Origin of the sequence: Xenorhabdus budapestensis (assembly GCF_017743015.1) — a bacterium.
Classification (GTDB): domain Bacteria; phylum Pseudomonadota; class Gammaproteobacteria; order Enterobacterales; family Enterobacteriaceae; genus Xenorhabdus; species Xenorhabdus budapestensis.
This window is the reverse complement of record NZ_CP072455.1, coordinates 2,724,351-2,751,292: the sequence shown is the minus strand read 5'-3', so window position 1 is coordinate 2,751,292 and position 26,942 is coordinate 2,724,351. Positions and strand designations below refer to the sequence as shown.

The 26,942-nt window shown below is 46.1% G+C and carries 20 protein-coding genes; 4 read left to right on the top strand and 16 right to left on the bottom strand.

The window, feature by feature from the left end:
- Nucleotides 1-89: 89 nt before the first annotated feature.
- Nucleotides 90-629 (bottom strand): DUF5384 family protein, encoded by a 540-nt coding sequence (locus tag HGO23_RS11855; RefSeq protein WP_209028777.1) that lies wholly within the window; start codon nt 627-629, stop codon nt 90-92.
- A gap of 14 nt (nt 630-643) precedes the next feature.
- A complete protein-coding gene (locus tag HGO23_RS11850; RefSeq protein WP_099134908.1) occupies nt 644-1,153 on the bottom strand; it encodes a hypothetical protein in 510 nt (169 codons plus the stop codon).
- Nucleotides 1,154-1,772: 619 nt separating this feature from the next.
- On the opposite strand from HGO23_RS11850, the gene budC reads away from it, so the two are divergent.
- The gene (gene budC / locus HGO23_RS11845; protein WP_209026733.1) at nt 1,773-2,531 is read left to right on the top strand and encodes a meso-2,3-butanediol dehydrogenase; all 759 of its coding nucleotides are present in this window, start codon (nt 1,773-1,775) and stop codon (nt 2,529-2,531) included.
- Between the two features lie 67 nt (nt 2,532-2,598).
- Here budC and HGO23_RS11840 read toward each other — a convergent pair whose 3' ends face one another.
- Nucleotides 2,599-14,412: an amino acid adenylation domain-containing protein gene (locus HGO23_RS11840; RefSeq protein ID WP_425330496.1), complete on the bottom strand. Its 11,814-nt coding sequence runs from the start codon at nt 14,410-14,412 to the stop codon at nt 2,599-2,601.
- Nucleotides 14,413-14,605: 193 nt separating this feature from the next.
- On the opposite strand from HGO23_RS11840, the gene HGO23_RS11835 reads away from it, so the two are divergent.
- On the top strand, nt 14,606-14,755 hold the full coding sequence (locus HGO23_RS11835) for a hypothetical protein (RefSeq protein WP_169923020.1): 150 nt from the start codon (nt 14,606-14,608) through the stop codon (nt 14,753-14,755).
- A gap of 3 nt (nt 14,756-14,758) precedes the next feature.
- On the opposite strand, the gene fliR is transcribed toward HGO23_RS11835, so the two are convergent.
- From fliR to fliF, 13 genes are all read right to left on the bottom strand, one after another.
- Entirely contained in the window at nt 14,759-15,541 is a 783-nt protein-coding gene (gene fliR / locus HGO23_RS11830; protein ID WP_099134825.1) for a flagellar biosynthetic protein FliR, read from the bottom strand.
- A gap of 2 nt (nt 15,542-15,543) precedes the next feature.
- Entirely contained in the window at nt 15,544-15,813 is a 270-nt protein-coding gene (gene fliQ / locus HGO23_RS11825) for a flagellar biosynthesis protein FliQ (protein WP_099134824.1), read from the bottom strand.
- A 69-nt stretch (nt 15,814-15,882) separates the two neighbouring features.
- On the bottom strand, nt 15,883-16,599 hold the full coding sequence (gene fliP, locus HGO23_RS11820; protein WP_099134906.1) for a flagellar type III secretion system pore protein FliP: 717 nt from the start codon (nt 16,597-16,599) through the stop codon (nt 15,883-15,885).
- Between the two features lie 81 nt (nt 16,600-16,680).
- Nucleotides 16,681-17,142 carry a flagellar biosynthetic protein FliO gene (gene fliO, locus HGO23_RS11815; protein WP_209026731.1) on the bottom strand — a complete coding sequence of 154 codons (462 nt, stop codon included), beginning with the start codon at nt 17,140-17,142 and terminating at the stop codon, nt 16,681-16,683.
- Between the two features lie 2 nt (nt 17,143-17,144).
- Entirely contained in the window at nt 17,145-17,552 is a 408-nt protein-coding gene (fliN, locus tag HGO23_RS11810; protein WP_099134822.1) for a flagellar motor switch protein FliN, read from the bottom strand.
- Complete coding sequence (gene fliM / locus HGO23_RS11805; protein WP_099134821.1) at nt 17,545-18,555, bottom strand: flagellar motor switch protein FliM; 1,011 nt, start codon at nt 18,553-18,555, stop codon at nt 17,545-17,547. The genes fliN and fliM overlap by 8 nt, the downstream gene beginning before the upstream one ends.
- A gap of 5 nt (nt 18,556-18,560) precedes the next feature.
- Entirely contained in the window at nt 18,561-19,037 is a 477-nt protein-coding gene (gene fliL, locus HGO23_RS11800; RefSeq protein WP_099134820.1) for a flagellar basal body-associated protein FliL, read from the bottom strand.
- A 215-nt stretch (nt 19,038-19,252) separates the two neighbouring features.
- Nucleotides 19,253-20,671 carry a flagellar hook-length control protein FliK gene (locus HGO23_RS11795; RefSeq protein WP_209026730.1) on the bottom strand — a complete coding sequence of 473 codons (1,419 nt, stop codon included), beginning with the start codon at nt 20,669-20,671 and terminating at the stop codon, nt 19,253-19,255.
- A complete protein-coding gene (gene fliJ, locus HGO23_RS11790) occupies nt 20,668-21,114 on the bottom strand; it encodes a flagellar export protein FliJ (protein WP_209026729.1) in 447 nt (148 codons plus the stop codon). The genes HGO23_RS11795 and fliJ overlap by 4 nt, the downstream gene beginning before the upstream one ends.
- 16 nt (nt 21,115-21,130) lie before the next feature.
- Nucleotides 21,131-22,495, bottom strand: coding sequence for a flagellar protein export ATPase FliI (fliI, locus tag HGO23_RS11785; RefSeq protein WP_209026728.1), 1,365 nt, complete (start codon nt 22,493-22,495; stop codon nt 21,131-21,133).
- The gene (gene fliH / locus HGO23_RS11780) at nt 22,495-23,199 is read right to left on the bottom strand and encodes a flagellar assembly protein FliH (RefSeq protein WP_209026727.1); all 705 of its coding nucleotides are present in this window, start codon (nt 23,197-23,199) and stop codon (nt 22,495-22,497) included. The genes fliI and fliH overlap by 1 nt, the downstream gene beginning before the upstream one ends.
- Nucleotides 23,192-24,184 carry a flagellar motor switch protein FliG gene (fliG, locus tag HGO23_RS11775; RefSeq protein ID WP_099134815.1) on the bottom strand — a complete coding sequence of 331 codons (993 nt, stop codon included), beginning with the start codon at nt 24,182-24,184 and terminating at the stop codon, nt 23,192-23,194. Before fliG ends, fliH begins: the two co-directional genes overlap by 8 nt.
- A complete protein-coding gene (gene fliF, locus HGO23_RS11770) occupies nt 24,181-25,737 on the bottom strand; it encodes a flagellar basal-body MS-ring/collar protein FliF (RefSeq protein WP_425330495.1) in 1,557 nt (518 codons plus the stop codon). The genes fliG and fliF overlap by 4 nt, the downstream gene beginning before the upstream one ends.
- Before the next feature lie 111 nt (nt 25,738-25,848).
- Here fliF and HGO23_RS11765 point away from each other — a divergent pair, with 111 nt between their 5' ends.
- Together HGO23_RS11765 and HGO23_RS11760 are read left to right on the top strand one after the other, a co-directional pair.
- Nucleotides 25,849-26,172 (top strand): IS630 transposase-related protein, encoded by a 324-nt coding sequence (locus HGO23_RS11765; protein WP_099137150.1) that lies wholly within the window; start codon nt 25,849-25,851, stop codon nt 26,170-26,172.
- 22 nt (nt 26,173-26,194) lie between these two features.
- On the top strand, nt 26,195-26,689 hold the full coding sequence (locus tag HGO23_RS11760; RefSeq protein WP_244967959.1) for an IS630 family transposase: 495 nt from the start codon (nt 26,195-26,197) through the stop codon (nt 26,687-26,689).
- Nucleotides 26,690-26,942 lie beyond the last annotated feature (253 nt).

The following is a 26,942-nucleotide window of genomic DNA, read 5'->3' as shown; positions in this document are numbered from 1 at the left end:
TCTGAAATGATGCGAAATTATGGACATCTATTTAAGGTGTCCGTCTGATGAAGTTTGAGCCAATATAAGTCAGAAAACTTACAGATAGATTACTTAAACCAACCACTGGATTTTTTCTCTCTGGCTTTGCCTTCGCTTTCTAACAGAGACTTAGCGCCCGATGATAAATTACGGTTGGCATCAGCTTCTGACTGGATAACATCCGTTTTTGCTGCCTGGGTTTTTAGTTCTTGATCAATGAACTCATTTTCACGCTTCGTTCTGGCTGAACGTTTCTCTAGTTCAAGTTTTTTCATCTCTATTTCGAGTTTGCGTAGTTCATCTTCATAAGTCTGATCCCGTTTCTTATCTGCCGCTGCTTCAGCCAGCACTCTTTGTTTTTCAGCTTTGCGGATAGCTTCTTGCTTTCTGATTTTTTCTGCTCTGACAGCAGTTTCTCTTTGCTTTCTTTCTCTTTCCGCTCTGGCTGCTCTTTCTAACTGCGCTTTCTTTTCGGCCTGCTGTTTTTGCTCTTCTGCTTTACCTTCACTTTCTGCCTGAGCAATGGCAGAAAGCTGGCTTTGAAGAGGTGAAGCAAGTACAGGAGTGGATAGAACGATCAGTAAAGATGTAATAAGAATTTTTTTAATCATGGTTCACCTGCTTATTTTTTATCCTGGCACGTAGCATTAGGCTGAACGCGCGTTTCGTTTGCTCTGGTTGAAATGACTACCGCTAGCCCTGGAGTGAATTGGCATGTGCGCCCAACTTGAGTTGAGGTGTAAATTTTAGTGTTTTCTTTATAGGTAAGAGAGACACCTTCAACGATGACTTTATCATCTACTATTGATCCTGCTGCTGCACCAAGTGCGCCACCACCGACTGCACCTGCCGCAATACCTGCTCTGGAACCGGGACCTGCGTTATAACCCACAACACCACCAGCCACAGCACCAAGAATGGCACCAAATGTTTGAGCAGCTTGTCTATTGGAGTTGTTTTCTACAACGATTTTGGCAGGAAGGACAGAAATGATATTGATTGTCTTTGTTTCTTGTTTTTCGTTTAACTGAGTTGTGTCATAAACATCTGCTGCAAATGAATCAGCATTGGATTGGCATCCACTGATGATAATTGCAGAGGCTGCGATTGCTGAGATGCAAAATGATTTCATTTTCACTTTTTATTACCTGCTAAACTGCAAAAAGGAGAATAATGCATTATTTTGTGAGAAAAAACAATATCATATCTGAATTATGTTAAATTAGCTCAGCCAACAAAGAGGGAATTTGAAAGACGAAGGATATAGCACCAGCTCTCTAATAATCATTGCTAATCCAGGGATTTTGTTGTTGCACATTAGCCAATTTTTCTACTTTATTTGGGGAAAGCTATTTTTGTTGTATAAAGCTATTTTTGTTTTATAAAACTATTAGCCTGAAATTACTGGAAGAAGGATTATTATATTTTTTACTGAGAAAACATGAATTAATCCTTTATTGAATAATTAATGGTTAATCAGGTATAAAAAAAGAAATAGCAAGGTAATTAACAAATTATATTCTGGAGGATATGATAGTTAAACATTTCCTGTTTTTTATAAATTTTAAAATACATTATCTGACGATAAGATAACATCTATCTTGAATAAATCAGTTTCCATATCTCAATCAATATCTGAAATACGCAATGCTCACTGGCATATAAATTCCAGTCAGGAAGAACGGGATCAAGAATATTGCTATTTCTGGATTTATAACGGGCATTGAAAATACATCAATGAGGGTAATAACATGATTCGATTTGAGGATAAGGTTGTCATTATTACTGGCGCAGGAAGCGGTATTGGGGAGGCTACAGCGAAACGTTTTTCGCAAGAGGGGGCCATTGTTGTATTAGCAGGACGGGATACTGATAAGCTTCATTGTGTTTTCAGTGAACTGTCATCGGAAAAAGCGTTGGTGATCCAGACTGATGTTACAGATCGGGAATCAGTTAAAAATATGGTTGATGAAACGGTCAGGCATTTTGGCCGGATCGATATTCTGGTGAACAATGCAGGATTGTATGCAGTCGGCGATTTATTGAATATCTCAGAAGAAGAGGCTAATGCGGTATTAGCGACGAATTTCAATGGCGTGCTTAATTGTAGTTATTTTGCTTTACCTCATTTGCTGAAAAGTAAAGGATGTATTGTCAATAATGCCTCTATATCTGGTTTAGGGGGAGATTGGGGTGGCGCTCACTATTGCGCGTCAAAAGGCGCTGTCGTTAATCTCACCCGTGCTATGGCTCTGGATTATGGTTCACAAGGTGTTCGTGTCAATGCCGTTTGTCCAGGTTTAGTATTGACCCCGATGGTCGCACGTCTTGACGAGGAAACTCTTGAGTCTTTCGATAGCCGTATTTCGTTGAAACGGCCAGGGCAGCCTTCTGAAGTGGCCGCTGCTATTGCATTTTTGGCGAGTGAGGATGCCAGTTTCATTAATGGTGTGAACTTGCCAGTAGATGGCGGGCTAACGGCATCCAATGGTCAACCTAATTTTAATTAAAGGTGCCCGTTAGGTAACTGATTGAAAAGTGGCTCCACAGTCTACAGATTGTGGAGCCGTTTAATTTTTATTTCATTTCATGATTGCAGTTTGAGCGATTAAATTCGGTTGAGTGATTTTGGTTTATGGCCTTAGCCAGTTCACATAATGTGGGATGAGTAAACAACGTTGCTAATGGGATCTCCATGTTTTGTTCACGCATACGGGCTAACAATTGTATCGCTATCAATGAATGACCTCCTAACGCGAAGAAATTATCATGGCGGCTTACTTGTTCCAGTTTCAGCAACTTTTGCCATATTTCAGCCAGTGCAATCTCTACTTCACCGAGCGGCGCTTTATAGTCGGAATGGCCGGAAGTTACAACGGCAGATTGGTCTGGTATCAGCAAATCTTGCACTAAGCCAGCCTGAACAGCACTAAAATCCGCCAGTAATTGCTGGCGTTCTTTATCGGGCAAAGTAGAAATATCCATGATTGGTTTATGAGGTTCGTTTGCCAATGTTTTTACCAGATCCGTTAGGGCCGTCGTCATGCAGGCAATCAGGCGCGCCGGATCGATTCCCGATACAGTCTGGGCTGTCAACAGGAAACCTCTAGCCAAATCATCTACTGCCAAGTAGAGAGGGTAATTGGTTCTTTCCCGTCCTGTCACCAGGCGTATGCCTTCCCATAGGGTGTTAGTCACGTTTGATTGACTATGGCGATAGTTAAGCAGTGTATTAAACAGTGGCAGAGGCGGTGTTACACCACTACAGCGCTGAGCCAGTGCCAGTGGTGCCTGTTCGTGCTCAAGTAACTGCGTCAGACTGCGGTAGGCCGCTTGCACAGTTTCTTGTGCGCTGTTCTCTGCAAGTTGGATGCGCACAGGCAGAGTATTGATAAACAGCCCCAGAATCTGCTCAATGTCAGCATTTCCCTGCATGCGTCCGAGCAAGACTGTCCCGAAGACGACATCATCTCGTCTGCTTATTTTTGCCAGAACTTGTGCTAGCGCGACATGGAACAATACTCCGGGACTGACTCCCTGACGACGCGCCTGTTTGCGGATAGCTCTGGATAGGGCGGCGTTAAGTGGCTTGACGACCTCGGTTATCTGTCTATTTTCACTGTAGATATCCACTATTCCGAAAGGCGCGGTTGGTGCATCCACATCGGCGAGCATTTCACGGAAAAAAGTTTCGTGATCTGATATCGGTACGCATAAAGACTGAGCGATAAAGTGACGATAAGGCAGTGCAGGAGGTAACAGTTTGGTATGCGGGTGCAAAAGTTCTTTGATTTCAGTGATGATAATATCCAACGATATATGGTCATTAAGTATATGGTGGCAGCAGAAAGCCAGCAACCATTCACCTTGATGCGGATCATAGGCAATATCGGCAGATAATAGCGGTGCCTGACTTATATCAAGACGGCGCTGGTGTGGGGCGGTATGCGCCAGTAACTGGGAAGAAATATCGTTATCACCGTCCGGCACAAAGTTGTTGATATGCAAGGAAGCCTGACGCCATACAACTTGCACTGGTTGTGTTAAGCCTTCCCAGCAAATAGCTGTGCGCAGAATATCATGGCGATTAATGAGCTGTTGTAAGGCTGCCAGAAAAGCATCAAGACGTTCGCGGGTGTCGAACGTAAACAAGGTATGTAACAGATAAACGTCTCCTTGTGTTTGCATCAGATGGTGGAACAACATACCTGCCTGTAATGATGCGAGTGGGTAGATATCCTGAATATTGGTGATGCCATCGGGAACGGCGGCGGCGATAGTATCAATTTCGGGTTGTGTCAGAGAAACCAGTGGCAGCATATCAGGAGTAATGGCGGTGCAGTCATCAGGGATCAGATTAGGCGGTATAGCGGACATGGTGGATGTGGCCGCGTTATTTTCAATGTCCTGCATTACTTTTGCCATTTCAGCCAATATCGGAGTGACAAAAACGGTTCGTATATCAAGGCTCCAACCCCGGCTGCGCAGTCGTTCGATCAGATGGATAATCATCAGAGAATGACCACCCAGTTCAAAGAAATGGTCATAGCGGCCAACTTTTTCCAACCCTAATAATGTTTGCCAGATCTCCACCAGAACTCTTTCTTTTTCACCGAGCGGTGTTTCATAAGCTTGAGTCACGATTGATGACTGATCCGGCATCGGCAGGGCTTGGCGGTTGAGTTTGCCATTGGGAGCCAACGGAAAAGCACTCAGTATCACAAATGCACTGGGCAGCATATAGTCAGCAAGGTATTGTGCGAGTTGCTGGCGTAGTTCTGCGGGCACAAGTTTTGTATTGGGTTCGGCGGTCAGATAAGCAACAAGGCGTTTATCACCCCCTGTTTTTTCATAAGAAGCATCTTCGCGAGCAAGCACAATAGCTTCACGCACGCCCTGACATTGTAGCAATCTGGTTTCGATTTCTCCCAGTTCAATACGGAATCCGCGGATCTTGACCTGAAAATCATTGCGACCGAGGTACTCGATATTGCCGTCAGATCGCCAGCGAGCCAGATCGCCAGTTTTATACATACGCGCGTTGGGGTGCTCGCTAAAGGGGTCAACAACAAATTTTTCTGCTGTTAGCTCTGGTTGATTTGAATAACCACGGGCGACGCCCATGCCTCCGATATAAATTTCGCCACTTACGCCGATAGGAACTGGCTGACCGAGTGTGTCCAGAATATAGACACGGGTATTAGACAGTGGGCGCCCAATCGGAATGTTGTTGGTGATAACGTTGTTGGTATTGGTAATAGAGGGAGTGTTTTTATTATCTGACACTGTTCCTTTGTCTACTGTCATGTCCTTGTTTATCGGCATAGTAGTTGCAGTAACGGTGATCTCTGTAGGACCATAGGCATTGATCCAACGGCAGGATTGTGTTTCCGGGTACGATAGCCAGTCCATTAAATAGCGGTGCTCTACTTTATCACCTCCAACAATAATGGTACGCAGGTAGGGGCTGAAACCACTGCGTCTGACTATCATTTCTTGTACCCAATGGTGCCAGAAGGCGGTCGGTATATTGATAATGGTTATTTTCTGTTCACGCAAAAAATCGATAAAGGTGACATCCGGTATTTTGATATAGGATGGGCGCAGAACCAGTGTGGCACCTGAAGCCAGAGTAGGAAAAATATCTGACACTGAAATGTCAAACGCGAAGGTCACAAATTGCAAAACCCGATCGCCCAAGTGAGGTTCACTCACCTGACATTGAGCATGAATAAGGCTAACGATATTGTGGTGTTCCAACATAACGCCTTTTGGATTTCCGGTTGAACCAGAGGTGTAGATGATATAAGCCAAGTGGTGCGGCTTGATCCCCATTTGCGGGCTATCAGGATTATAGGCAGGCAGTTTTTGCATGTTACCTTGGTGAATTTCGTCGTCCAGCCGCCAGATGGGAATATCCTGTATTGGTAAACGTGTCTGTAATTGTTTCTGGGTCAACAATAATACCGGTTTGCAGTCCGATAACTGATAAACCAGCCGTTCGGTGGGGTATTCTGGATCAAGTGGAATATAACCGGCACCGGCTTTTAAGATCCCGAATAGGCCGATAATCATGTCTAAACCCCGTTCAACATGAATGGCGACACGATCATCAGGGTGAACACCAAAGGCAATTAGTCCATGTGCCAGTTGATTGGCGCGACAGTTCAGTTCGTGGTAACTCAAAGATTGGCCTTCAAATATCACCGCTGTCGCGTTTGGAGTGCGTTGTACTTGTGCTTCGAACAGTTGATGAATCAACGTACTGTCCGGCAAGTTAACTCCGGTATTTTGACAGGATTGAGGGGTATTGAAATCCACCAGTAATTGTTGGCGCTCCTCAGCAGATAACATCAGCAGGCGGCCAATGGCTTGGGTTTCATCGGTTGCGATGGCAGTTAGCACATTGATGAGATATCCAACCATGCGTTCAACTGTTGTGTGCTTGAAGAGATCCGAAGCGTATTCCAGATAACCATTGAGGTCATCCAAAGTTTCGGACAGTGACAGCGTCAGGTCAAAGTACGCGCTGGGATGTGGCTGTTCTATCGGTGAGACAGATAAACCCGGCAATTCAAGAGACTGAGTGGAAGTGTTGTTTAGGGCCAGCATAACCTGAAAAATTGGGTTGTAGCTCAGGCTGCGTTCAGGTTGCAGAATTTCCACTAATTGTTCAAAAGGCAAGTCTTGATGTGCATAAGCTGCCAGCGCACGTTCACGAACGTGGGTGAGCAGATTTGCCACAGAATCGCACGGTTTCAGCTCAATGCGCAAAGGCAGGGTATTGACGAAAAAGCCAATCAATCCTTCAAGTTCACTCAGTGGACGGTTAGCGACAGGCGTGCCGATGACAATATCATCCTGCCCGCTTAAACGGGTAAGTACGATCCCCCAGGCTGCAAGCAGGATCATAAATAACGTCGTGTCTTGACGCTGTCCGAGTGTTTTGAGAGCAGACAGTAAGTCAGCATTCAGGTGAACAGGGACGTGACTGCCAGTGTATCGTTGTTCCGGCGGGCGTGGATAATCTGTAGGAAGATCGAGCAATACCGGTGCACCCTGAAGTTGTTTTTGCCAGAAATCCCGTTGTGTAGTGAGAACCACACCTTGTAACCATTTCTGTTGCCAGACGGCATAATCCGGGTACTGGATGGGGAGGTGAGGTAAAGGATCGCTATATTTTCCCAGTGCGGTACGGTAAAGAGCACTTAGTTCCCGGAGCAGTATCCCCACCGACCAGCCATCGGTAATGATGTGATGCTGGGTCAGGAGCAATACATGTTCTTCATCAGATAGTTGCAGTAATTGGCCCCGAATCATTGGCTCATTAGCAAAGTCAAATGGCGTTTGTGTTTCGAGTTCTGCCAATTCGTTAATACGGGTCATGCGAGATGTTTCGTCTAAACTGCGCAGATCTTGATAGGCCAGAGAAAAACCAGTATCTGCACTATCAATATATTGGTGAGGCTGTTCATCAATCAGGACAAAACGGGTACGTAAACTTTCATGTCGGCTGACGAGATGGTTAAGCGCAGTCGCAAGAGCAGTATGATCGAGATGTCCGCTGAGATGCAGGGCCATCGGGATATGATAGGCCAGATTGGTTTTGGTATTGAGATGGATGATAAACCACAAGCGTTGTTGAGAGAAAGAGAGTGGTAAGGGTTGGCTACGATCAGTCGCAGAAATAATGATTTGGTTTGTCACAGGGGTGTCGATAAGCACGGTTGCTAAATCGGTCAGGACAGGGTGGGAAAAGAGTTGCTGTAAGTGCAATTCCCGCGCCAGTTTCTGGCGTATTCGGGCAGCAAGTTGGATAGCCAGCAGGGAGTGACCACCGAGTTCAAAGAAATGATCGTGACGACTAACTTGTTCCAATTTCAGCAGTTCTTGCCAAATCTCGGCCAATCCTGTTTCCATGCTTCCGATGGGCGCTTCATAATTGCGGGTCACCAGTGCCGTCTGCGCGGGTATTGGCAGTGCCTGACGATTGAGTTTGCCATTAGGTGTCAATGGAAAGGCATCAAGCGTCACAAAAGCGCTGGGTAGCATATACTCGGCAAGGTGTTGCGCAAGTTGCTGGCGTAATTCTGCCGGCACCAGTATCGCATTTGGTTGAGCGAGTAGATAAGCAACCAGACGTTTTCCATTCCCTGTTTTTTCACCCTCTGTTTTTTCATAAGAAGTATCTTCTTGAGCAAGCACAACGGCTTCGCGCACATCGTGACATTGCGCCAGTCTGTTCTCAATCTCGCCAAGTTCGACACGGAAACCGCGTATTTTGACCTGAAAATCATTCCGGCCAAGGTATTCAATATTACCGTCAGGTAACCAGCGAGCCAGATCGCCACTTTTGTATAGACGAGCATCAGGGGCTGAAGAAAAAGGATCAGCAATAAAGTGTTCGGTTGTGAGTTCTGGGCGGTTCAGATAACCGCGGGCAACACCGACTCCACCGATATAAATTTCACCTGTAACACCGATTGGAACCGGCTCCCCATGGCGATCAAGAAGATAGATTTGAATATTGGTAATAGGCCGTCCAATGGGAACCTGCCCGATATAACGATTCGGAACACATCTCCAGGCGGTAACATCAATTGCTGCTTCAGTTGGACCATATAAGTTGTGTAATTCACAGTGAGGAAAACGGGACAGGCATTGCTGCTGCAAGGCATAAGAAAGCACTTCGCCACTACACAGAATATGGCGCAGAGAACAGCAACTTCCGGCTGGCGTATCATGCAGAAAATGTTGCAGCATGGAAGGGACAAAATGAAGCACGGTAATGCTGCGTTTTTCGATTTCACTCAGTAAATAGCTGGGATCTTTATGACCGTCAGGACGAGCCATAATTAACTGCGCACCAAACATCAAAGGCAGGAAGAACTCCCAGACGGAAACATCAAAACTGAATGGTGTCTTCTGCAAAACCCGATCCTGCGGGGTTAGCCGATAGGTCTCCTGCGCCCAGAGCAAGCGGTTCATGACACCACGATGCTCATTCATCACGCCTTTGGGTAAGCCCGTCGAACCAGAGGTATAAATGACATAAACCAGATGATGTGAGGTGAGGCTAAGAGTTTGTCGGTCCGGGTTGCTGGTTGGCATATCTTCAATAAAGGACACTGTATCATCAAGATTTACAATGGGTATGGAGCGGATGAATTGTTCAATAAACGCCGTCTGGGTGAGTAAGACAACAGGGGACGCATCCTCAAGTATATAGGCCAGTCTTTCGGCAGGATAGCTTGGGTCAAGCGGAACATAGGCACCACCGGCCTTAAGGATAGCGAGCAATCCCACTACCATTTCCAGACTGCGTTCAGTACAAATCGCCACCCTATCATCAGGGCGGACACCTAAAGTAATCAGATAATGGGCTAGACGATTGGCTTGGTGGTTCAATTCAGCATAACTTAACGACTGTTCTCCAAAAATGACAGCAATTGCATCAGGATTGCGTTGCACCTGTTTTTCAAATAATTCGTGAATAAACGCATCATGTTGTGGGAAATCTGCCGCTGTATCTTGAGAAAATGAAAAGTCTTGACGGGATTGAACTATGTTGAAATCCACCAGCAACTGTTGACGCTCGCTAGCGGGCAAAATCGAAATCTCCAAAATTGGCTGGTGAGGTGAGGTTTCCAGCGCCTCGACCAAGCCTGTCAGGGCTGTGGTCATATAGCCAATCAGACGAACCGAATCGATGTTCGATACAGTTTGGGCAACCAGGCTAAACTCATCACCCCAATCATCAACAAACAAACCGATGGGATAATTAATCCTCTCTTCTTGCATCAACAGACGTGTACCTTCCAATTTAGCAAAGGTGGTATCCGATTGACTATGACGATAGTTAAGCAGGGTGTTGAAAAGTGGTAAAGGTGGTATTACGCCGCTACAGCGCTGGGCCAGTGTCAGTGTTGCCTGCTCGTGTTCTAACAATCTCATCAGGCTGAGGTAGGTCTCTTGAACGGTTGTCTGTACGCTATTCTCCGTAAGCCTAATCCGAATAGGTAAAGTATTAATAAGCAGTCCCATAACTTGATCGATGCCGGAACTGCCTTGCATACGCCCTAACAATACCGTGCCAAAGACCACATCATCACGCCCGCTGGTTTTTGCCAGCACCAGAGCTAAAGCAACATGAAACAAGATACTGGGACTGACACACTGACGTCGGGCCTGTGTGCGGATAGCTCTGGACAGTGCAGTATCAAGTGGCTGTTTGGTTTCAGATATTTGCTGCTCGCCACTATTTTGTTGCTCACCGCTATGAAGATCCAGTATTTCGAAAGAGGCTGTTGGCGCATCTACATCAGAAAATACTTTGTGGAAATAGGCTTCGTGAGTTGAAGTCGATACATGCAGGGATTGAGCAACAAAGTTACGATAAGGTAATACGGGTGGCAATGTTTCGGCATGGCTATGCAGTAATGTACCGATTTCATCAATGATACGCTCCAGTGTGATATGGTCACAGACTAAATGGTGGATGCACAGTGCCAGTAACCACTCATTCTGAGCTGGATCATAGGCAATGTCGGCAGAGACTAACGGAGCCTGACTTATATCAAAACGGTGTTGGTGGGGATCAGTGTGTGTCAGTAATTGAGAGGAGATCTCCTGCTCGCTATTTGCCAAAAACGTATTAATGTTCAAAGAGGCCTGCCGCCAAACGACCTGTACCGGCTGTGCTAATTCCTGCCAATAGATTGAAGTGCGCAGAATATCGTGACGGTTAATCACCAGTTGTAAGGCTGCCAGAAAGGTATCGAGCCGTTCGCGGGTGTTAAAGGACAGTAAATTGCGTAATAGATAAATATCCCCCTGTTTCTGCAACAGATAATAGAAAAGAATGCCTTCCTGTAGTGGTGCGAGTGGATAGATATCTTGAATATTGGCAGCTCCTCTGGGAATAGCTGCGGCGATAGCATCAATTTCTTGTTGAGACAGAGAAACTAGAGTCAGTATGTCGGGTGTAATGGTAGTACAGCCGTCAGGGATGAGATTAGGCGGAACGGTGAATACAGCCGCATTTTCTTGTTCTATATTTCCTTGAATTGTCTTTTTCTGAGCCGACAGTATTGCGTTTGCCATCTCGTGCAGTACTGGTCTGGTAAATATGATCTGGATATCAAGAACCCATCCCATATTGCGCAGTTGTTCTATCAGACTAACGGCTATCAATGAGTGGCCGCCAAGCTCAAAAAAGTGGTCGTAGCGGCTGACATGTTTCACTCCGAGCAATGTTTGCCAAATTTGGCTCAGAGTGGTTTCGATGTCTCCTATAGGCGCTTGGTAACTGCGAGTGACGATTGCGCTGTGATCTGGTTTTGGGAGAGCCTGGCGGTTGAGTTTGCCATTGGGAGTCAGAGGAAAGGTGTCGAGCGTCACAAAGGCACTGGGTATCATGTATTCTGCAAGATGTTGTGAGAGTTGTTGCCGTAAGGCCATTGGCTCCAATTCAACATCTGCCTCTGGTAGTAAGTAGGCGACCAGATGTTTTGAAGCTGACCTATTGTCATCAGACGTATTTTGATGAGAAAGATTCTCATGGGAAAAATCTTCATAAGGTAGCACTATAGCTTCATGTACACCGTGGCATTGCCGTAATCTTGCTTCGATCTCTCCCAGTTCAATGCGTAAGCCACGTAGTTTGATTTGAAAATCATTGCGGCCTAGATATTCAATCTTGCCATCGGGTAGCCAACGCCCCAGATCACCAGTTTTGTACATACGTGCGTCGGGTTCAGAAGAGAACGGATTGGTAAGGAAACGTTCAGCAGTGAGTTCTGGGCGGTTCAGGTAGCCGCGGGCAACGCCGACACCAGCGATATGAATCTCTCCTACAATCCCTAACGGAACGGGTTGACCATAAATATCAAGAATATAGATTTGGGTATTAGCAATGGGATAACCAATCGGCGGCGCTTTGTCTTCCTGACTGTCACATTGGTAAAAAGTGGCACAAATGGTGGTTTCAGTCGGGCCATATACATTGAGCATCCGTCGTCCTTGTGCCCAGCGTTTCACCAGCGTAGGCGGACACGCTTCCCCTCCCAGGATTAAGGTTTGTAGTGTTGCCGGAATAGTATCCATTGTTGCCAGAACCGTGGGGGATAAGATGCAGAGAGTAATAGCATGTGTCTCTAAATAGTCAGACAGCGTTGTACCCGGCAGAAGGTTGTCCCGTTTGGCAAGATAAAGGCGGGCGCCTGCCATGAGGGTCATAAAACATTCCCACATACAGGCATCAAAACTGTTTGAGGCAAATTGCAGGATTCGATGATCTGGTGTGATGGTTAGTACGTTTTTCCGGGTGACAATATAATTACACAAACTGCGATGTTCTATCATGACGCCTTTGGGCTGCCCTGTAGAGCCGGAGGTATAAATGACATAAGCCAGATGGCGGGAAGTCATCCCCAGTGCCCGGGCTTTTGGGTTTTCTTCTGATCCTTCATCCAAAACAGAATATTCTGGTGTATCAAGCAATGGTGTATCAAGCAATATAGTTGGCAGGTTACTGTTCCACGTTTCTGCCATTGTTTTCTGGGTAAATGCTTTTTGAGTAATCAGAGCCACGGGGTCTGAATCATTGAACATATATGCCAGCCGCTTGGCCGGATAAGTCGGATCGAGTGGCACAAAGGCGCCACCAGCCTTGAGAATACCTAATAAACCGACCACCATTTCCAGACCGCGTTCAACACAAATTGCCACCCGGTCGTCAGGACGCACGCCGAACGCAATCAGATGATGTGCCAGACGATTGGCTCGTTTATTCAGCTCTTCGTAGCTTAATGATTGCTCTTCAAAGAGCACGGCTATGGCATCTGGTGTGCGCTGCACTTGTGCTTCGAACAGTTGATGAATTAGTGCCTCCTGTGGAAACTCAGTTTGGGTGGCGTTGAAATCCACCAAAACTTGTTGGCGTTCAATGTCGGTCAGGATAGGCAGATTGACTATTTTCGTATTCGTAAGAGATGGTGTTTCCAGAGAAGTGAGAGCGGCATCAAGCAAGACCGCAAGGCGGGACTGAAGCGTTATAACTTCCGTAGTGCTCAGGTAATCAGGAGAAAAATAGAACTCAATGGAAAGTGGGGAATCAATATCTTCATGACAGGTGTTTGTGTATTGTTTGATTCTGATAGCGAGAGGATAAGGAGCACCAGAATGTAGGTCGAAGAGTTTGACGTTGGTGCTTTCTCCTTCCATATGCAGATTAACTCTGAACGGTTCGAAAGATAAGGTCACGTCAAATAATCGAGGAGCCGAGAATTTTTGTCGGGTATGTATTTGTCGGTTTAGTTCTACGATGGGAAAGCTTCGGTGCTTATAGCAAAGATTCATTTCGGTTACGACTTTGTGTATGACATCACGAAATGTATCCTCTGGTGAAAGGGTGATGCGAATAGGGAGCACGGATGCGAACATTCCCATCGTGTGCTTCTGTTGTATATTTTGGCGATTGTGTAAGGGAATACCGATAACGATTTCATCCACATCTGCTGTTCGAACGAAATAGCAGGCCAGAAGGGCATACATGAAATGCAGAAGGGGGAATCCCTGTTTGCCACCGGCCTTTTTAATACGTTCAAAAAGTGTCTGGTCGACTGACCAAATAACAGGCTTGGAAGCGATAGGTTTAGCTTGTTTGTGGCTCTTGATATTATTGGCATCAGTGTTATTGAAATTAGGGAGCTGGAGTAAGGGAGGAGGCAGGTTTTCATAACGCTTCAACCAAAATTGCATATCTTGTAAGTAATGTTCAGAAGCAAGGTAATTGAGGTTATCCGTAATAAAATCCAGATAAGAGTGAGCTGAGTTACTCAGTGTTTCTCCTCTCATCAGAAGGTTATAGTGATCAATAACCTTGTCAAGCAGTATGCACAGGCCAGTTCCATCAATAATTAAATGATGACTGCAAAACTGCCAGTACCGACAGGTATTGCTTACTCGCAATAACTTGGAACGCCATAATTCATCATTCAGTTGAAATGGACGTATAAACTCGGCATCCATGTATTGTTGTACTCTGATTTCAGCATCTTGATACGATGAAAAATCGACTATATCCATAGCTACAGACAGAGAATGAACAATCTCTTGGGTGGGCAAAGCGTGGGTGTTGGTAAATCGTAAACGTAGAGTGTCATGACTATAAACAATATTTTCAAAGGCACGGATAAATAATTCTTCATTCAGCTCTCCTTCAATACAGACAAAAATGTTGAGATTGTAGTGAGAAGAATTGGGGTGAATGGCCTGATCAAACCAGACGGCTTGCTGAGGAGAACTAAGTGGGTATGTATGCGGGGGGAGAGAATTATTATTACGAACTGCTGAGGAAGTTTGTGAAGAGTTGTTATGTAACATTCTCATTTCTCCTTGATAATAGTTCGGTTTTGGTTTGTTTCATCCATTTGAAAATAAATAAAATATTTCTTTTAACTGTCCTTCGATAAGAATGAATTGGGTATGGTTGGTAGGGAAATCCTACATTAAATACATGTATTACTATAACAATCAGAAATTAAATTAACTGAAATAAATACCGTATGTCGATAGTTTTGTAATGGAAATGTTAATCGTGAATGCGGATGCTATGGTGGATGGTGTTTGGATGAAGAGAAGACAGGGCGAAGTGGGATTTATCGGGACATTAGCAGGAATGGAGAATACGAGGAAATTATCCCGCCAAATGACGGGTTTATCAGATAAATAATATCTACAGCACCATAATATTAATGATTAATGCCAGACGATCGAACATCTCGCTAAATAATCGCTCAGTAAATGGCACCAGCATTGGGAACAACAGGGAAAGCGTGAAAATACCGACTGTCAGAGTCAGGGGAAAACCGACCACAAACACAGAAAGTTGAGGTGTCATGCGATTCAGCATACCTAAAGAAAAGTTCAATACCAGAAGCAGAGTAATCATTGGCATTGCCAGCATCATACCGTTAATAAATATCAGGCTGGCACTTTGTGCTAACAATAGAAAACCTCTGGGGTTCAATTGGGTAGATTGAATCGGGATGGAATAAAAGGTATCTGCCAGAATAGACAATATCCATAAATGACCATCAAAAGCCAGAAACAACAGTAGCATCAGCATATTCAGAATACGCGCTAAGATCGGCATATTCGGGCCACCGGTAGGGTCAAAAAATGTGGCGAAAGAGAGTCCCATCTGCAAGCCAAGCACTTCACCCGCATAACGCACTACAGCAAACGCAATCTGTATGGTTAATCCCAGGGCAACACCAATCAGCATCTGCTGTATCAAAACCCAAATCCCGGCAACGGAAAAAATCGGGATTTGAGGAGAAGGAATGTTTGGAACCAATAAGGCAGTGATCACTAATGCCAGGCCAATTTTGACTTTTATCGGCATCTGTTTTTCACTGAAAATCGGGGCAATACTGAACAATGCCAAAAGACGCACCATTGGCCAGAAAAAATCACTGACGAGGCGGGAAAGTGTTTCGCTATCAAACGGGATCATGATTAACCAATAATGGTTGGAATACTGCTAAAAAGTGTACGCATGTAATCCAACAGCAGATTCAGCATCCACGGTCCGGCAACAATAATAGTGACAACAACGGCCAGAATTTTAGGGATAAACGATAAGGTCATTTCGTTTACCTGTGTTGCGGCCTGTAACAAGCTGATCACTAAACCACATATCAGCGCTGATAAAAGCAGCGGGGCAGCCAGCGCCAATGCGACTTTCATTGCTTCAACACCGAGGGCCATTACTGATTCAGGAGTCATAATTTTTCAAACCGTTCTTGAGCTTTTCCAATGATATTTAGCGCCGAATATTTTTGTCTGACACTTTCATCAGACATAAAAACTTTGTGCCAACGAGCCAAGCAATAATTGCCAGCCATCTACCAGAACAAACAACATCAGTTTGAATGGCAATGAGATTGTGGCAGGTGGAACCATCATCATCCCTAGAGCCATCAGGACGCTGGCTACAACCAAATCGATGATCAGGAAAGGGATAAAAAGCGTAAAACCAATCTGAAACGCCGTTTTCAATTCGCTGGTAATGAAGGCCGGCACCAGAACACGCATCGGGACAGAATCTGCCGTTTCAAATGCCTTTTGATCGGCAAGGCGGGCAAACAGTGCCAAATCATTTTCCCGTGTCTGACGCAGCATAAACTGGCGTACAGGTTGAGAGCCTTTATCCAGTGCAACTTCCAGCGTGATTTTATCTTCGCTAAAAGGCAGATAAGCATCCTGATAAACTTTATCGAATACCGGGGCCATAATGAAAAAGGTCATAAATAGCGCTAATCCCAGCATGACCTGATTCGGGGGGGCAGAAGGTGTTCCCAGTGCGTTGCGCAGCAAACCTAGCACAATAATGATGCGGGTAAAGCTGGTCATCATCAGTAAGGCCGCAGGAATAAACCCCAGTGCGGTGATGAAAATCAGGGTCTGAACCGGCAGTGACCAACTTTGTCCACCATTGACCAGTGGCTGGCTAATGATACCGGGTAGTTTCGCGGCAGCATTCATGGGAAACAGTGGTAGCAAAAATGCCATAAATACAGTTGCCAGACGCACCAGATGAATGCGCGAGACAAATTTTCGGCCTGTCTTTTGATTGCCTGTCATAAAAAAACTCTATTTTTCATCGTTATCCTTGCCGTTTTTGCTTTTTCGCTGGAGCGTATTTTTTAATAACTGACCGAAAGGAAGTGTTTTAAGTACGGTTTCCTTTTCCGTGTTATCGGGGGGGACAGGGAGCCGATGTAATACATTGATTTGTTGGGATGTCACCCCCAACACCAGCCAGCTATCTTCGATTTCAACCACCACAACCTGTTCTTTTGGTCCAAGTGAGCAGCTTGCTTTGACATTAAGCAGTCGGTGATTTTTGTTCTTGGCAGGCGAAAGACCCAGACGACGGATCAGCCATGTCATGAAAAAAATCAACAATAAGATCCCACCCAGCGCACTGCTGACCTGCATAAACGTTTGTCCCGCAGAGAGGGAAGGGGCATTAGTCATTGGAATAGTCGGTGCGGCATTTGATGCCGCACCATTTTGAAAAGAAGCATGAAAGGCAGGCTGATTCGCTATCATGGTTAACGACTCAAGCGACGCATACGTTCAGAAGGCGTGATGATATCCGTGATACGGATACCGTATTTGTCAGAGACGACAACCACTTCTCCTTGAGCAATTAAATAGCCGTTGATCAGGATATCCAGCGGTTCACCGGCAAGGCCATCAAGTGATACTACTGAACCCTGAGACAGTTTCAGCAGTTGTTTGATGGTCATTTTGGTGCGCCCTAACTCAACGGAGAGCTTAACGGGAATATCCATAATCAGATCAATATCGGAGAGCTGAGAGAGCGCATCCTGCGGCTCAAGGCTCTCAAAGATTGACGTGCCGCTGTCAGAGGTCTGCTGTGCGGCCTGTTGTTCCAGCGCTTCTGCCCACAAGTCTTCAGTCGATCTGGTATCTGCGGGTTGTTTAGCATCACTCATTGGGCTTTTCCTCATCCAGAGCATTTAAAACAGGGTTAATCAGGTGTTCAACACGCAGGGCATACTGCCCGTTGAGTGTTCCATATTGGCTGGTGAGCACTGGCACACCATCAACGTGAACGATGAGACGTTCAGGTTTTTCAATCGGTAAAACATCGCCACTTTTCAGTTGGAGAATTTTTGACAACCGCAGGGGGATATCAACAAAATTCGCCACCAGTTCCAGCTCTGAGTTCTGAACTTGTTTCACCAGACTTTCACGCCACTGCCCATCTTCCTGACGCACATTTTCCACCGGAGGATTGGTCAGGAGTTCACGCAGAGGTTCGATCATGGCGAATGGAATACAGATGTTGAATTCCCCGCACAGGTCGCCAATCTCCACCTGGAACGGCGTAGTTACCACGATATCGTTGGGTGAAGTCGTGATATTGGTGAATTTTACCTGCATCTCGGAACGCACATATTCCACTTCAAGTTTAAAGATAGAATCCCAGGCGTCGCGATAGGCATCCAGCGCCAGTTTCAGCATCCGGTTGATAATACGCTGCTCGGTATAGGTGAATTCACGGCCTTCTACTTTAGTCGGGAAACGGCCATCACCACCAAACAGGTTATCAACAGCGATATAAACCAGATTAGGTTCAAAAGCGAATAGTGCAGTTCCTCTCAATGGTTTCAGGTGAACCAGATTGAGGTTAGTCGGCACGGCCAAATTGCGGGCAAACTGATGATAAGGCTGGATCTTAATGGCACCGACAGTAATATCCGGACTGCGGCGCAGCATGTTAAACAACCCCATCCTGAATTGGCGGGCAAAGCGTGCATTGATGATTTCCAGTGACTGCAAACGCTCACGTACAACACGGCGTTGTGTATTGGGATCGTAAGGGCGAACCTCACTCTCCACTGATGACGCGATTTGTTCTACGTCATCCGCAGCAGCACTGTCACCATTGAGCAGAGCATCGATCTCTGCCTGTGAAAGAATATTGTCACTCATCGTGATTATCGCAGAATAAACGTAGTAAACAATACATCGGTGATTACCTGATCAGGTTCACCGGGTATCAGTGTCGGGCTCAGTGTCTGTTTAATGTCTTCCACTAAACGTACTTTGCCGTCATCTTTCGCCAGATCAGTCGATTTCTGGCGGGATAGTAACAGCAGCATACGGCTACGAACTTCTGGCAGATAATCATGGAAGCGCTGACGAGTTGTTTCATCGGACAGACGCAATGTCACTCCGACATACAAAACACGATCAAAATGATCTTCTCTGTCGATCAGATTGACGGTGAAAGGCTCCAATGTCATGAATACCGGAGTATGAATGACTTTGGCTTTTTCTGAACTGTTATTGCTGGATTGCTTCATTGTCCACCAGCTATATCCCCCTATGGCGGTACTAAGAACAGCAATCAGTATTAACAGTATCATCCAAATTGGATTTGTGCGTTTACGCTCGTAGCTATAATCAGACATGGACAGACGAATTCCTGTTTTCTGTAACGAATAAGATACCGCGCATTCCGTGGCGGAGCTCCTTATTCATCAAATTCAATATCAATTATCCCGCGTCTTTGTTCCGGCAATAGCAGGAACAAACGTGGAAAAAACTATTAACTCACGCGTTTGTTATCGGCCTTGTTTCCTTTTTTTACAGTTTATTGCCGTAAATTATGAAATCAGGCAGATAATCAGGCGAAAATATCAACGCCCCCCCGACTTGAAGCGAGTTGTTGAGGCGTAATTCGGATCGTTGATTCATGAGTTGTTGGTACTGGTGCTGCTGCTAGTGTTCCATTACTTTCAGCATAGGTTCTGGTATTGGCATGTTGCTGTGGATCTGCTGACTGTTCCTGTTGCCAATTCCCTGATGTATCACTACCTACACTGCTTTGAGCTAGTTGGATGCCATTTTCTGCCAGCGCATGGCGAAGATTAGGCAGAGCTGCTTCTAAAGTGGCACGGACATGTTGATGGGCAGAGACAAAATGTAATTGTGCCTGATTGTCTTCAACATTCATGCGGATATGCAATGCCCCCAGCTCTTGCGGGTGTAAGCGCAATTCAGCTTGTTGTAATCCATTACGGTTAAAAAACAACACGTGTTGGTTTAGTTGCTGCTGCCACTCTTCGCTGCCAAGATGGGCGCTCAGTAAAGGCGCAGGTGTACCATTTAACTGGAATTGTCCGTTTGTTTGATGGCCCGCGGAAATTTGGACAGAAGCAAACAAGGTGTGTAGTGCTCCAGAAGGGAAAGTCTCCGTAGAAGCCGTTGCTAATGTTGATGCCCCTTGTATGAGCGCGAACTCTTTCCCGCTATTCTCCTTTCCACTCGCTGATGGAATTGAATTTTGGTCAGTATTGTTAGCAGTTGATTTCACTTTTCCGCTAGTTGATGCCAATACGGATCGGTTTTTGACAGAAGTTTGTCCATTATTGATTGAGGCAGCATCTTGTCTGATAAAAGAGCGGATATCGTCATCCAAACCCTTATCTTCGTTATGTTCTGCCGGATCTGTAATCGTCAGTACTATATCTCCCTTAGCTTTTTTACCAAGTTTGTCAGCTAACGTGCCATCAATGCTGTTGTCAACGTCTGACAAGTCATCTGGATTTTCTGAACAGCCCCCGGTTGACTGGCGATTGATTAATCCGGCTAGCTGAATAGGCATAGCGTTGATCAACGTTTCAGCAGACAAAAGGTCTTCATCATCCAGCAAGGTAAGTTCTGCATCACTATTTGATGCTGATGCTGATGCTGATGTTGAAGTTAAGGTCGAAAACTTATCCTGTATGGTTGTTTGGCTGGCTACAACTGATGAAGGGGTTAATTCACTTTCTATTTTGTTATCAGTGGAACGTTTCTCACCATTCTGCAACAAATTTCCGCGGACTTTATTGCTTTGAACAGAATTAGTTTTAGCAGAATTGCTTTGAGCAGAACGGGTCTGAACAGAGGTTTTCTGTAAAGTGTCCGTCTCTGCATTGAGAAACTGTCCAAATTCAGGTGTCTTGTCTTTAGACACGTTACTGTCCAATAGGGTCTGCTGACTTTTTCCTGTCGCTTTTTCCGTTGATGTTAAATCAGTAGGCAAAAGAGTGAGATTCATTGTTTCATTCTCCGTTGTGCACCACGTTGTGCGTACTCGTCCATTTGTTTTTGCTCCATGCGATTTTGGTGTAACTTCAAATTGTGTTCTGCCCGCTGTTGCAGAGTGTCGAAGGCATTCAGACGCTGCTGTTTTTCCTGCCACTGTGATATGGCTTGCTCAAGCCGTTTTTTCCATTGGTTGAGCTGTAATTTGTGTTGCTCAATTGCCATTTCCAGCGTTTTCATGAACTGCTGATAGTTTTGCCACATTGAGCTGGACATGCCGCCGCTGAGTGTGGTGTTTAAACGTGTACGGTATTCATCCTGATAATCCATTAACGCTGCGAGTTGCTGCTCCATTTGCTGATGACTCTGTCGTATCTGTGCAAGCTGTACTGCGGCTTTTTTTGCTGCGTCCTGAGCAAGGCCACGCAAAGTCATAAGAGGGGAGTGTCGTTGCATTTATTTCCTCAGCATCTTAGATCGGTAATAGCTGTTGCAGTTGGGTACATGCTGCATCGTACTCACTACGTTCCTCAATATCTTGACGCAGGAACTGAGCCATATGCGGATACAGTTCAATCGCCCTGTCCAACACAGGATCACTACCGGCAGCGTAAGCACCGACATTAATGAGATCCCGGTTACGCTGGTAACTGGAAAGTAGCTGTTTGAACTGCTGTACCCGTCGATAATGGGTATTATCAATCAGTGCAGTCATGGCACGACTGATTGATGCTTCAATATCAATGGCAGGATAATGCCCGGATTCTGCCAATGTCCGCGATAGCACGATATGGCCGTCCAGAATGGCACGAGCAGAATCGGCAATCGGATCTTGTTGGTCATCCCCCTCTGTCAGAACGGTATAAAAGGCTGTAATTGAACCACCATCACTGACGCCATTACCCGCTCGCTCTACCAGTGTCGGCAATTTGGCAAATACAGAAGGGGGGTAACCTTTGGTTGCCGGAGGTTCACCGATAGCCAGTGCAATTTCACGTTGCGCCATGCTGTAACGGGTAAGGGAATCCATAATCAGTAAAACGTGCTTGCCGCGATCGCGAAAATCTTCAGCTATGCGAGTAGCATAGGAAGCCCCACGCATTCGCAGTAACGGAGAAATATCAGCAGGTGCTGCGACAACGACTGAACGGGACAAGCCTTCTTCACCCAAAATATTTTCGATGAAATCTTTAACTTCCCGGCCACGTTCACCAATCAGGCCAACAACGATAATGTCAGCCTGGGTGTAACGAGCCATCATGCCAAGGAGCACACTTTTACCGACGCCTGAACCGGCAAATAATCCCATGCGCTGCCCACGGCCAACGGTTAGTAAGGAGTTGATAGCACGAACACCAACATCCAGCACATCACTGATAGGAGTGCGTTGCAGGGGATTGAGTGGTGGTGTAGTCAGAGGAGCGCGGTAGCCTGTATCAGGGGCAGGTTGTCCATCAAGGGGACGGCCTGCACCATCCAATACCCTGCCGAGTAACTCTGGCCCTAGTGGCAAACGGTGTCCACCACCAGCGTCTGTACCGTAAGAACGGGCATAAACACGGGCTCCCGGGACAATACCTTCCAATTCTTCCAAAGGCATCAATAACAATTTTTCGCCATTAAAACCCACGACTTCACTTTCAACTTCTTCAATGGCATTACCATTTTGCCGTTCGATAAGACAGGTTGCCCCCAGAGGCAGATGTAAACCCGTTGCTTCGAGTACCAAGCCCGTGGCGCGGGTCAAACGCCCATAACGACGCACTTTCGGCGTTTTATCCAGACGTTTTTCCATTGAATCTAATGTGGCCAGCCAGCGCCCAAGTCTTGTCGTCATCACAATTCTCCTGATACCGCCAGACGGCACATTTCATGCCAGCGTGTCGCCAGACTGGCATCCAGATCGCCATCATCAGTGCTGACTTTGCAGCCTCCCGGATGCAGTTTATTGTCAGCAATCAAGCGCCAGCCATGCAGTTTCAGGATCTCACCCAACTGTTGTTCAACCAGTGGAATATTTTGTGGATGAACGCGCAATTGTGGTTTACCACTGAGCAGTGGCTCTTGCTGGATAAATTCACGGATCTGATTTAGTAAGGCAGTGCCATCACAAACTGCTGGTTGCCCGAGAATGTGCTGAGCAGCAGTCAGGGAAAGCTGCATCAGACGTGAAGCAATAACGGTATCCAATCCATCCAGCGAATGTTTAAAATCAGTTAATAGTGCTTCCCACTGTCCGATTATCGCTTGTTGTTGCTCTCTGACTTCCTGCAATCCCTGTTCAAACCCGGCTTGTCGTCCTTCCTCAACGCCTTGCTCGTATCCACGGGATAGCCCTTCAGCAAAACCTTGCTCATGACCAGTTTGACGAGCTTGTTCTTTCAATTCGTCCAGTATTCTGGCTTGTTCTTGCAGCCGCTCCTGTTCACTGGGTTCCTGTTCATCGTCCAGCGATTCCAGTTTTGCCTGTAATGTTTCCCACTGTGTCAATTCACCTGGCAGCCAGCGCTGCCAGTTTCCATTATTCGAATTGTCAGACATAGGTATCGTCACCGCCATTCAGGATCATTTCCCCGCTTTCTGCCAGACGACGAACCACAAGCAGAATGGCTTTCTGTTCAGCTTCCACTTGAGACATGCGAACTGGGCCACGGGTTGCTAAATCATCACGCATAATTTCAGCAGCACGCTGCGACATATTGTTGAGGAAGTGATCGCGCAGTGCTTGATCGCAGCCTTTCAATGCAATCAACAGCGAATCGGTTGTAATTTCCTGTAATAGACGCTGGATACTGCGATCGTCCACACCAATGAGGTTTTCGAACAGGAACATTTCATCAATGATTTTCTGTGCCAGTTCACCGTCATAGGTACGAACCGCTTCGATAACGCTTTCTTCCTGCTGACTTTTCATCAGGTTGATGATTTCAGCCGCAGTACGAATACCACCCATTTTGCTGCGTTTCAGGTTCTGACCATCCAACAGATTATTCAGTACTTCGGTTAATTCAGCCAATGCGGCTGGCTGAACACCGCCAAAGGTAGCAATACGCAGCATGACGTCATTACGCAGGCGATCATCAAACATGGCGAGAATATCTGCTGCCTGACCACGGTTCAAGTGAACCAGAATAGTGGCAATGATCTGCGGATGTTCATCACGGATCATATCGGCTGCCGTCTGAGGTTCCATAAAGTTGAGGGTTTCGATACCCGTTGTGGTATCGCGGGACTCAAGAATATCCTCAAGCAGGCTGGAAGCACGTTCTTCACCCAACGCTTTCACCAATACGCTGCGCAGGTAATCGTTGGCATTGATACTGAGAGCAGCGTACTGTCCGGCATCTTCCTCAAATTCCGCCAGTACTTCTGCCAGTTGTTGATTGGAGATTTGTCTCATCCCCGCCATCGCAATACTTAATTGCTGAACTTCCCGGGAGTTCAGGTGCTTAAACACCTCGGCTGCCTGATCTTCTCCCAGGGTCATTAACATGATGGCGCTTTTTTCTGTTCCGGTCAGGCTCATTGTTCGTTACTCATCCATTGACGGATCACCAGCGCAACTACGCGAGGATCTTTTTCTGCAAGTTCACGGATACGCTGGCTTTGGATCTCAGCACTAACACGTTGGCGAGCCAGCTGACGGCGCATTTTTTCATCCAGCTCAGCATTGGATTCAGTTTTTTGCTTACTCTGTTTTTTCTGCGCTTCCAGTGCTGCTTTTTCCGTTGTACGTTTCTTAGCAATTTGTGGCACGATCATCTTGCGCCATAGCAACCATGCAACCAACGCTAACAGTAACCAACGACCCAACTCTAATGATTTCTCCAACAGGACAGGGTGTTGCCAGAATGGCAGCGTTTCTATCACTTCGGATGTGTCATTGAACGGTGTGTTAACGACGTTCAGACTATCGCCGCGTTCGGCAGAGAAACCCATTGCTTCACGGGTCAATGCCTGAATCTGGGATAACTGTTCTGGCGTCAGAGCCTGAGTTTCCGGGCCATTTTTTCCCTGAACGGTAGCGTAATTAACTACAACCGCAACGGAGAGACGCTCCACACCGCCAGCCTGTAACTGGGTATGGCGAATGGTGCGATCCACTTCATAGTTAATGGTTTCGTCATGACGGTTATTGCGATTGTTGCTAATCATACGCTCATAGCGGTTATTACTATTGCGTCCTTGATCAGATTTTTCGTCACCTTTAGTGTTCGTTTTAGGCTTCTCAATCGGCGCACTTGGTGCAGCACTCGGTTGATTTGACAAAGCCCCCGGAACACCACCAACCAGTGGCCCACCACTTTGTTCGCTTGAACTGGTCTGTTTTGAACGAACGGCAGCCTGATTAGGTGGCTGGTTAGGTTTATACTCTTCTGCGGTTTCTTCGCGGCGAGAAAAATCAATTTGCGCTGTCACTTGAGCATGTACATTGCCACGACCGACGACAGGCGCCAGAATAGTTTCAATGCGATGCTGGAAGCGATTCTCGATTTCTTGTATGTACTTTAACTGGGTCGTGTTCAGATCACGTCCGTTAGCATCGGACTGTGTCAGCAGACGCCCGGCCTGATCCACAATGGTGACATTTCCTGGCGGTAAACCAGCAACACTACTTGAAACCATATGGACAATGGCATTGATTTGTCCTTCATCCAGAATACGGCCTTGCAGTAACCCCACTGTTACGGAAGCAGATGGTGATTTCTGCTCACGCACGAACAGGGATGGTTTTGGCAATGCCAGATGGATCCGGGCGCTTTGAACAGGGCCGAGTGATTCAATGGTACGTGCTAACTCTCCTTCCAGTGCACGTTGGTAATTAACTTGTTCACTGAACTGGCTGATGCCGAACTTCTCTTTATCCAATAACTCAAAGCCTGCAGTCCCCCCTTTAGGTAACCCTTGTTGTGCCAGTTTCAGTCTGATTTCATGAACCTTGTCAGTCGGTATCATGATGGCAGAGCCGTTTTCGGCAAAACGGTAAGGGACATTCATTTGAGTTAATTGTGTAACGATCTCGCCGCCATCTTTATCACTCAGATTGCTGTAGAGCACCCGATAATCAGGGCTGCGCAACCAGAGAAAAAGAGCGACGATAATAGCGATGGCAGCAGAACCAGCAACTATAGCTAAATCATATTAATATGACATAATATCTAAATCTAAGATGACAAGGCATAAAATGAGATGGGCTACAGCTTAGATTTTCGAAAGCGAGTACTGGCATACAAAGACAAGCATTCGTTGACTTTCGAACAAACGAGTGCCCATTTTGAAATCTCCATGCGTACCTTGTTCCGGTGGTGCAATAAAATAGAACCTTGCATGACCCGCGATAAACCCGCCACGAAAATCCCTGATGAGGTACTCATTGCGGATGTCCAAAATTTTCCTGATGACTATCAATGGGAAAGAGCAAAACGTTTAGGTGTCTCGCAATCGGCTATTCATTACGCCTTGAAACGACTTCGGATCACCCAGAAAAAAAACGCTCCAACACCCTCGCGCTGATCCTCAAGCTCGTCAGGCATTTATCGCGCGCATCAGCGATTATGAACAGACTGGCAGACCCATTGTTTATTTGGATGAAAGTGGTTTTGCTCAATCGATGCCACGTAAACATGGATATTCGGAAAAAGGGTTACGCTGTTTTGGTACGCATGACTGGCACGCAAAAGGCCGTATCAACGTCATTGGCGCCATTCTCGAAAATACCTTCGTCACCTTAAGCTTATTTACCGAGAATATTAATGCCGATGTTTTTTATGCGTGGATGACGCAAGATTTGCTGCCAAAGCTTCCACACGGAGCAGTGATAGTGATGGATAATGCGCCTTTCCATAAACGGAATGACACGACACAAGCGATAGCAGACAGCAGATGTCAACTGGAATGGCTTCCCGCTTATAGTCCGGATTTGAACCCTATAGAACACAAATGGGGCGGAGCAAAAGCGATAAGGAGGCAAAAAAGATGTTCAGTTGATGAGTTGTTTACGGAGCATATTGAATATGTCAGGTTATGTTGATTCTGCTATAATAATGGAACTTTTGGATCAGCTTTTATCCTGTTGATAATAGCGCTGAAACCCTTCTGTGGATTCTCAGCGTCGGTTGTTGCTGCACTCATAGACGATCCTTGCCTTGCTGGTCAACATGAATACTAAAAGCGTGGCGTAACAAAACAGACTCCCCATACGCAAGCGAAAAAACTCTTCTTATATACCCATCGTCTTTCAAGTTGCCTCTTGGTTGGCGGTGTTCGCTCCTGTGACATGGTTG

Bases quoted from the DNA above. Each gene is read 5' to 3' on its own strand.
- HGO23_RS11850 (WP_099134908.1), bottom strand. From the start codon at position 1,153: ATGAAATCATTTTGCATCTCAGCAATCGCAGCCTCTGCAATTATCATC.
- budC (WP_209026733.1), top strand. From the start codon at position 1,773: ATGATTCGATTTGAGGATAAGGTTGTCATTATTACTGGCGCAGGAAGC.
- HGO23_RS11840 (WP_425330496.1), bottom strand. From the start codon at position 14,412: ATGAGAATGTTACATAACAACTCTTCACAAACTTCCTCAGCAGTTCGT.
- HGO23_RS11835 (WP_169923020.1), top strand. From the start codon at position 14,606: ATGGAAATGTTAATCGTGAATGCGGATGCTATGGTGGATGGTGTTTGG.
- fliR (WP_099134825.1), bottom strand. From the start codon at position 15,541: ATGATCCCGTTTGATAGCGAAACACTTTCCCGCCTCGTCAGTGATTTT.
- fliQ (WP_099134824.1), bottom strand. From the start codon at position 15,813: ATGACTCCTGAATCAGTAATGGCCCTCGGTGTTGAAGCAATGAAAGTC.
- fliP (WP_099134906.1), bottom strand. From the start codon at position 16,599: ATGGCATTTTTGCTACCACTGTTTCCCATGAATGCTGCCGCGAAACTA.
- fliO (WP_209026731.1), bottom strand. From the start codon at position 17,142: ATGATAGCGAATCAGCCTGCCTTTCATGCTTCTTTTCAAAATGGTGCG.
- fliN (WP_099134822.1), bottom strand. From the start codon at position 17,552: ATGAGTGATGCTAAACAACCCGCAGATACCAGATCGACTGAAGACTTG.
- fliM (WP_099134821.1), bottom strand. From the start codon at position 18,555: ATGAGTGACAATATTCTTTCACAGGCAGAGATCGATGCTCTGCTCAAT.
- fliL (WP_099134820.1), bottom strand. From the start codon at position 19,037: ATGTCTGATTATAGCTACGAGCGTAAACGCACAAATCCAATTTGGATG.
- HGO23_RS11795 (WP_209026730.1), bottom strand. From the start codon at position 20,671: ATGAATCTCACTCTTTTGCCTACTGATTTAACATCAACGGAAAAAGCG.
- fliJ (WP_209026729.1), bottom strand. From the start codon at position 21,114: ATGCAACGACACTCCCCTCTTATGACTTTGCGTGGCCTTGCTCAGGAC.
- fliI (WP_209026728.1), bottom strand. From the start codon at position 22,495: ATGACGACAAGACTTGGGCGCTGGCTGGCCACATTAGATTCAATGGAA.
- fliH (WP_209026727.1), bottom strand. From the start codon at position 23,199: ATGTCTGACAATTCGAATAATGGAAACTGGCAGCGCTGGCTGCCAGGT.
- fliG (WP_099134815.1), bottom strand. From the start codon at position 24,184: ATGAGCCTGACCGGAACAGAAAAAAGCGCCATCATGTTAATGACCCTG.
- HGO23_RS11765 (WP_099137150.1), top strand. From the start codon at position 25,849: ATGGGCTACAGCTTAGATTTTCGAAAGCGAGTACTGGCATACAAAGAC.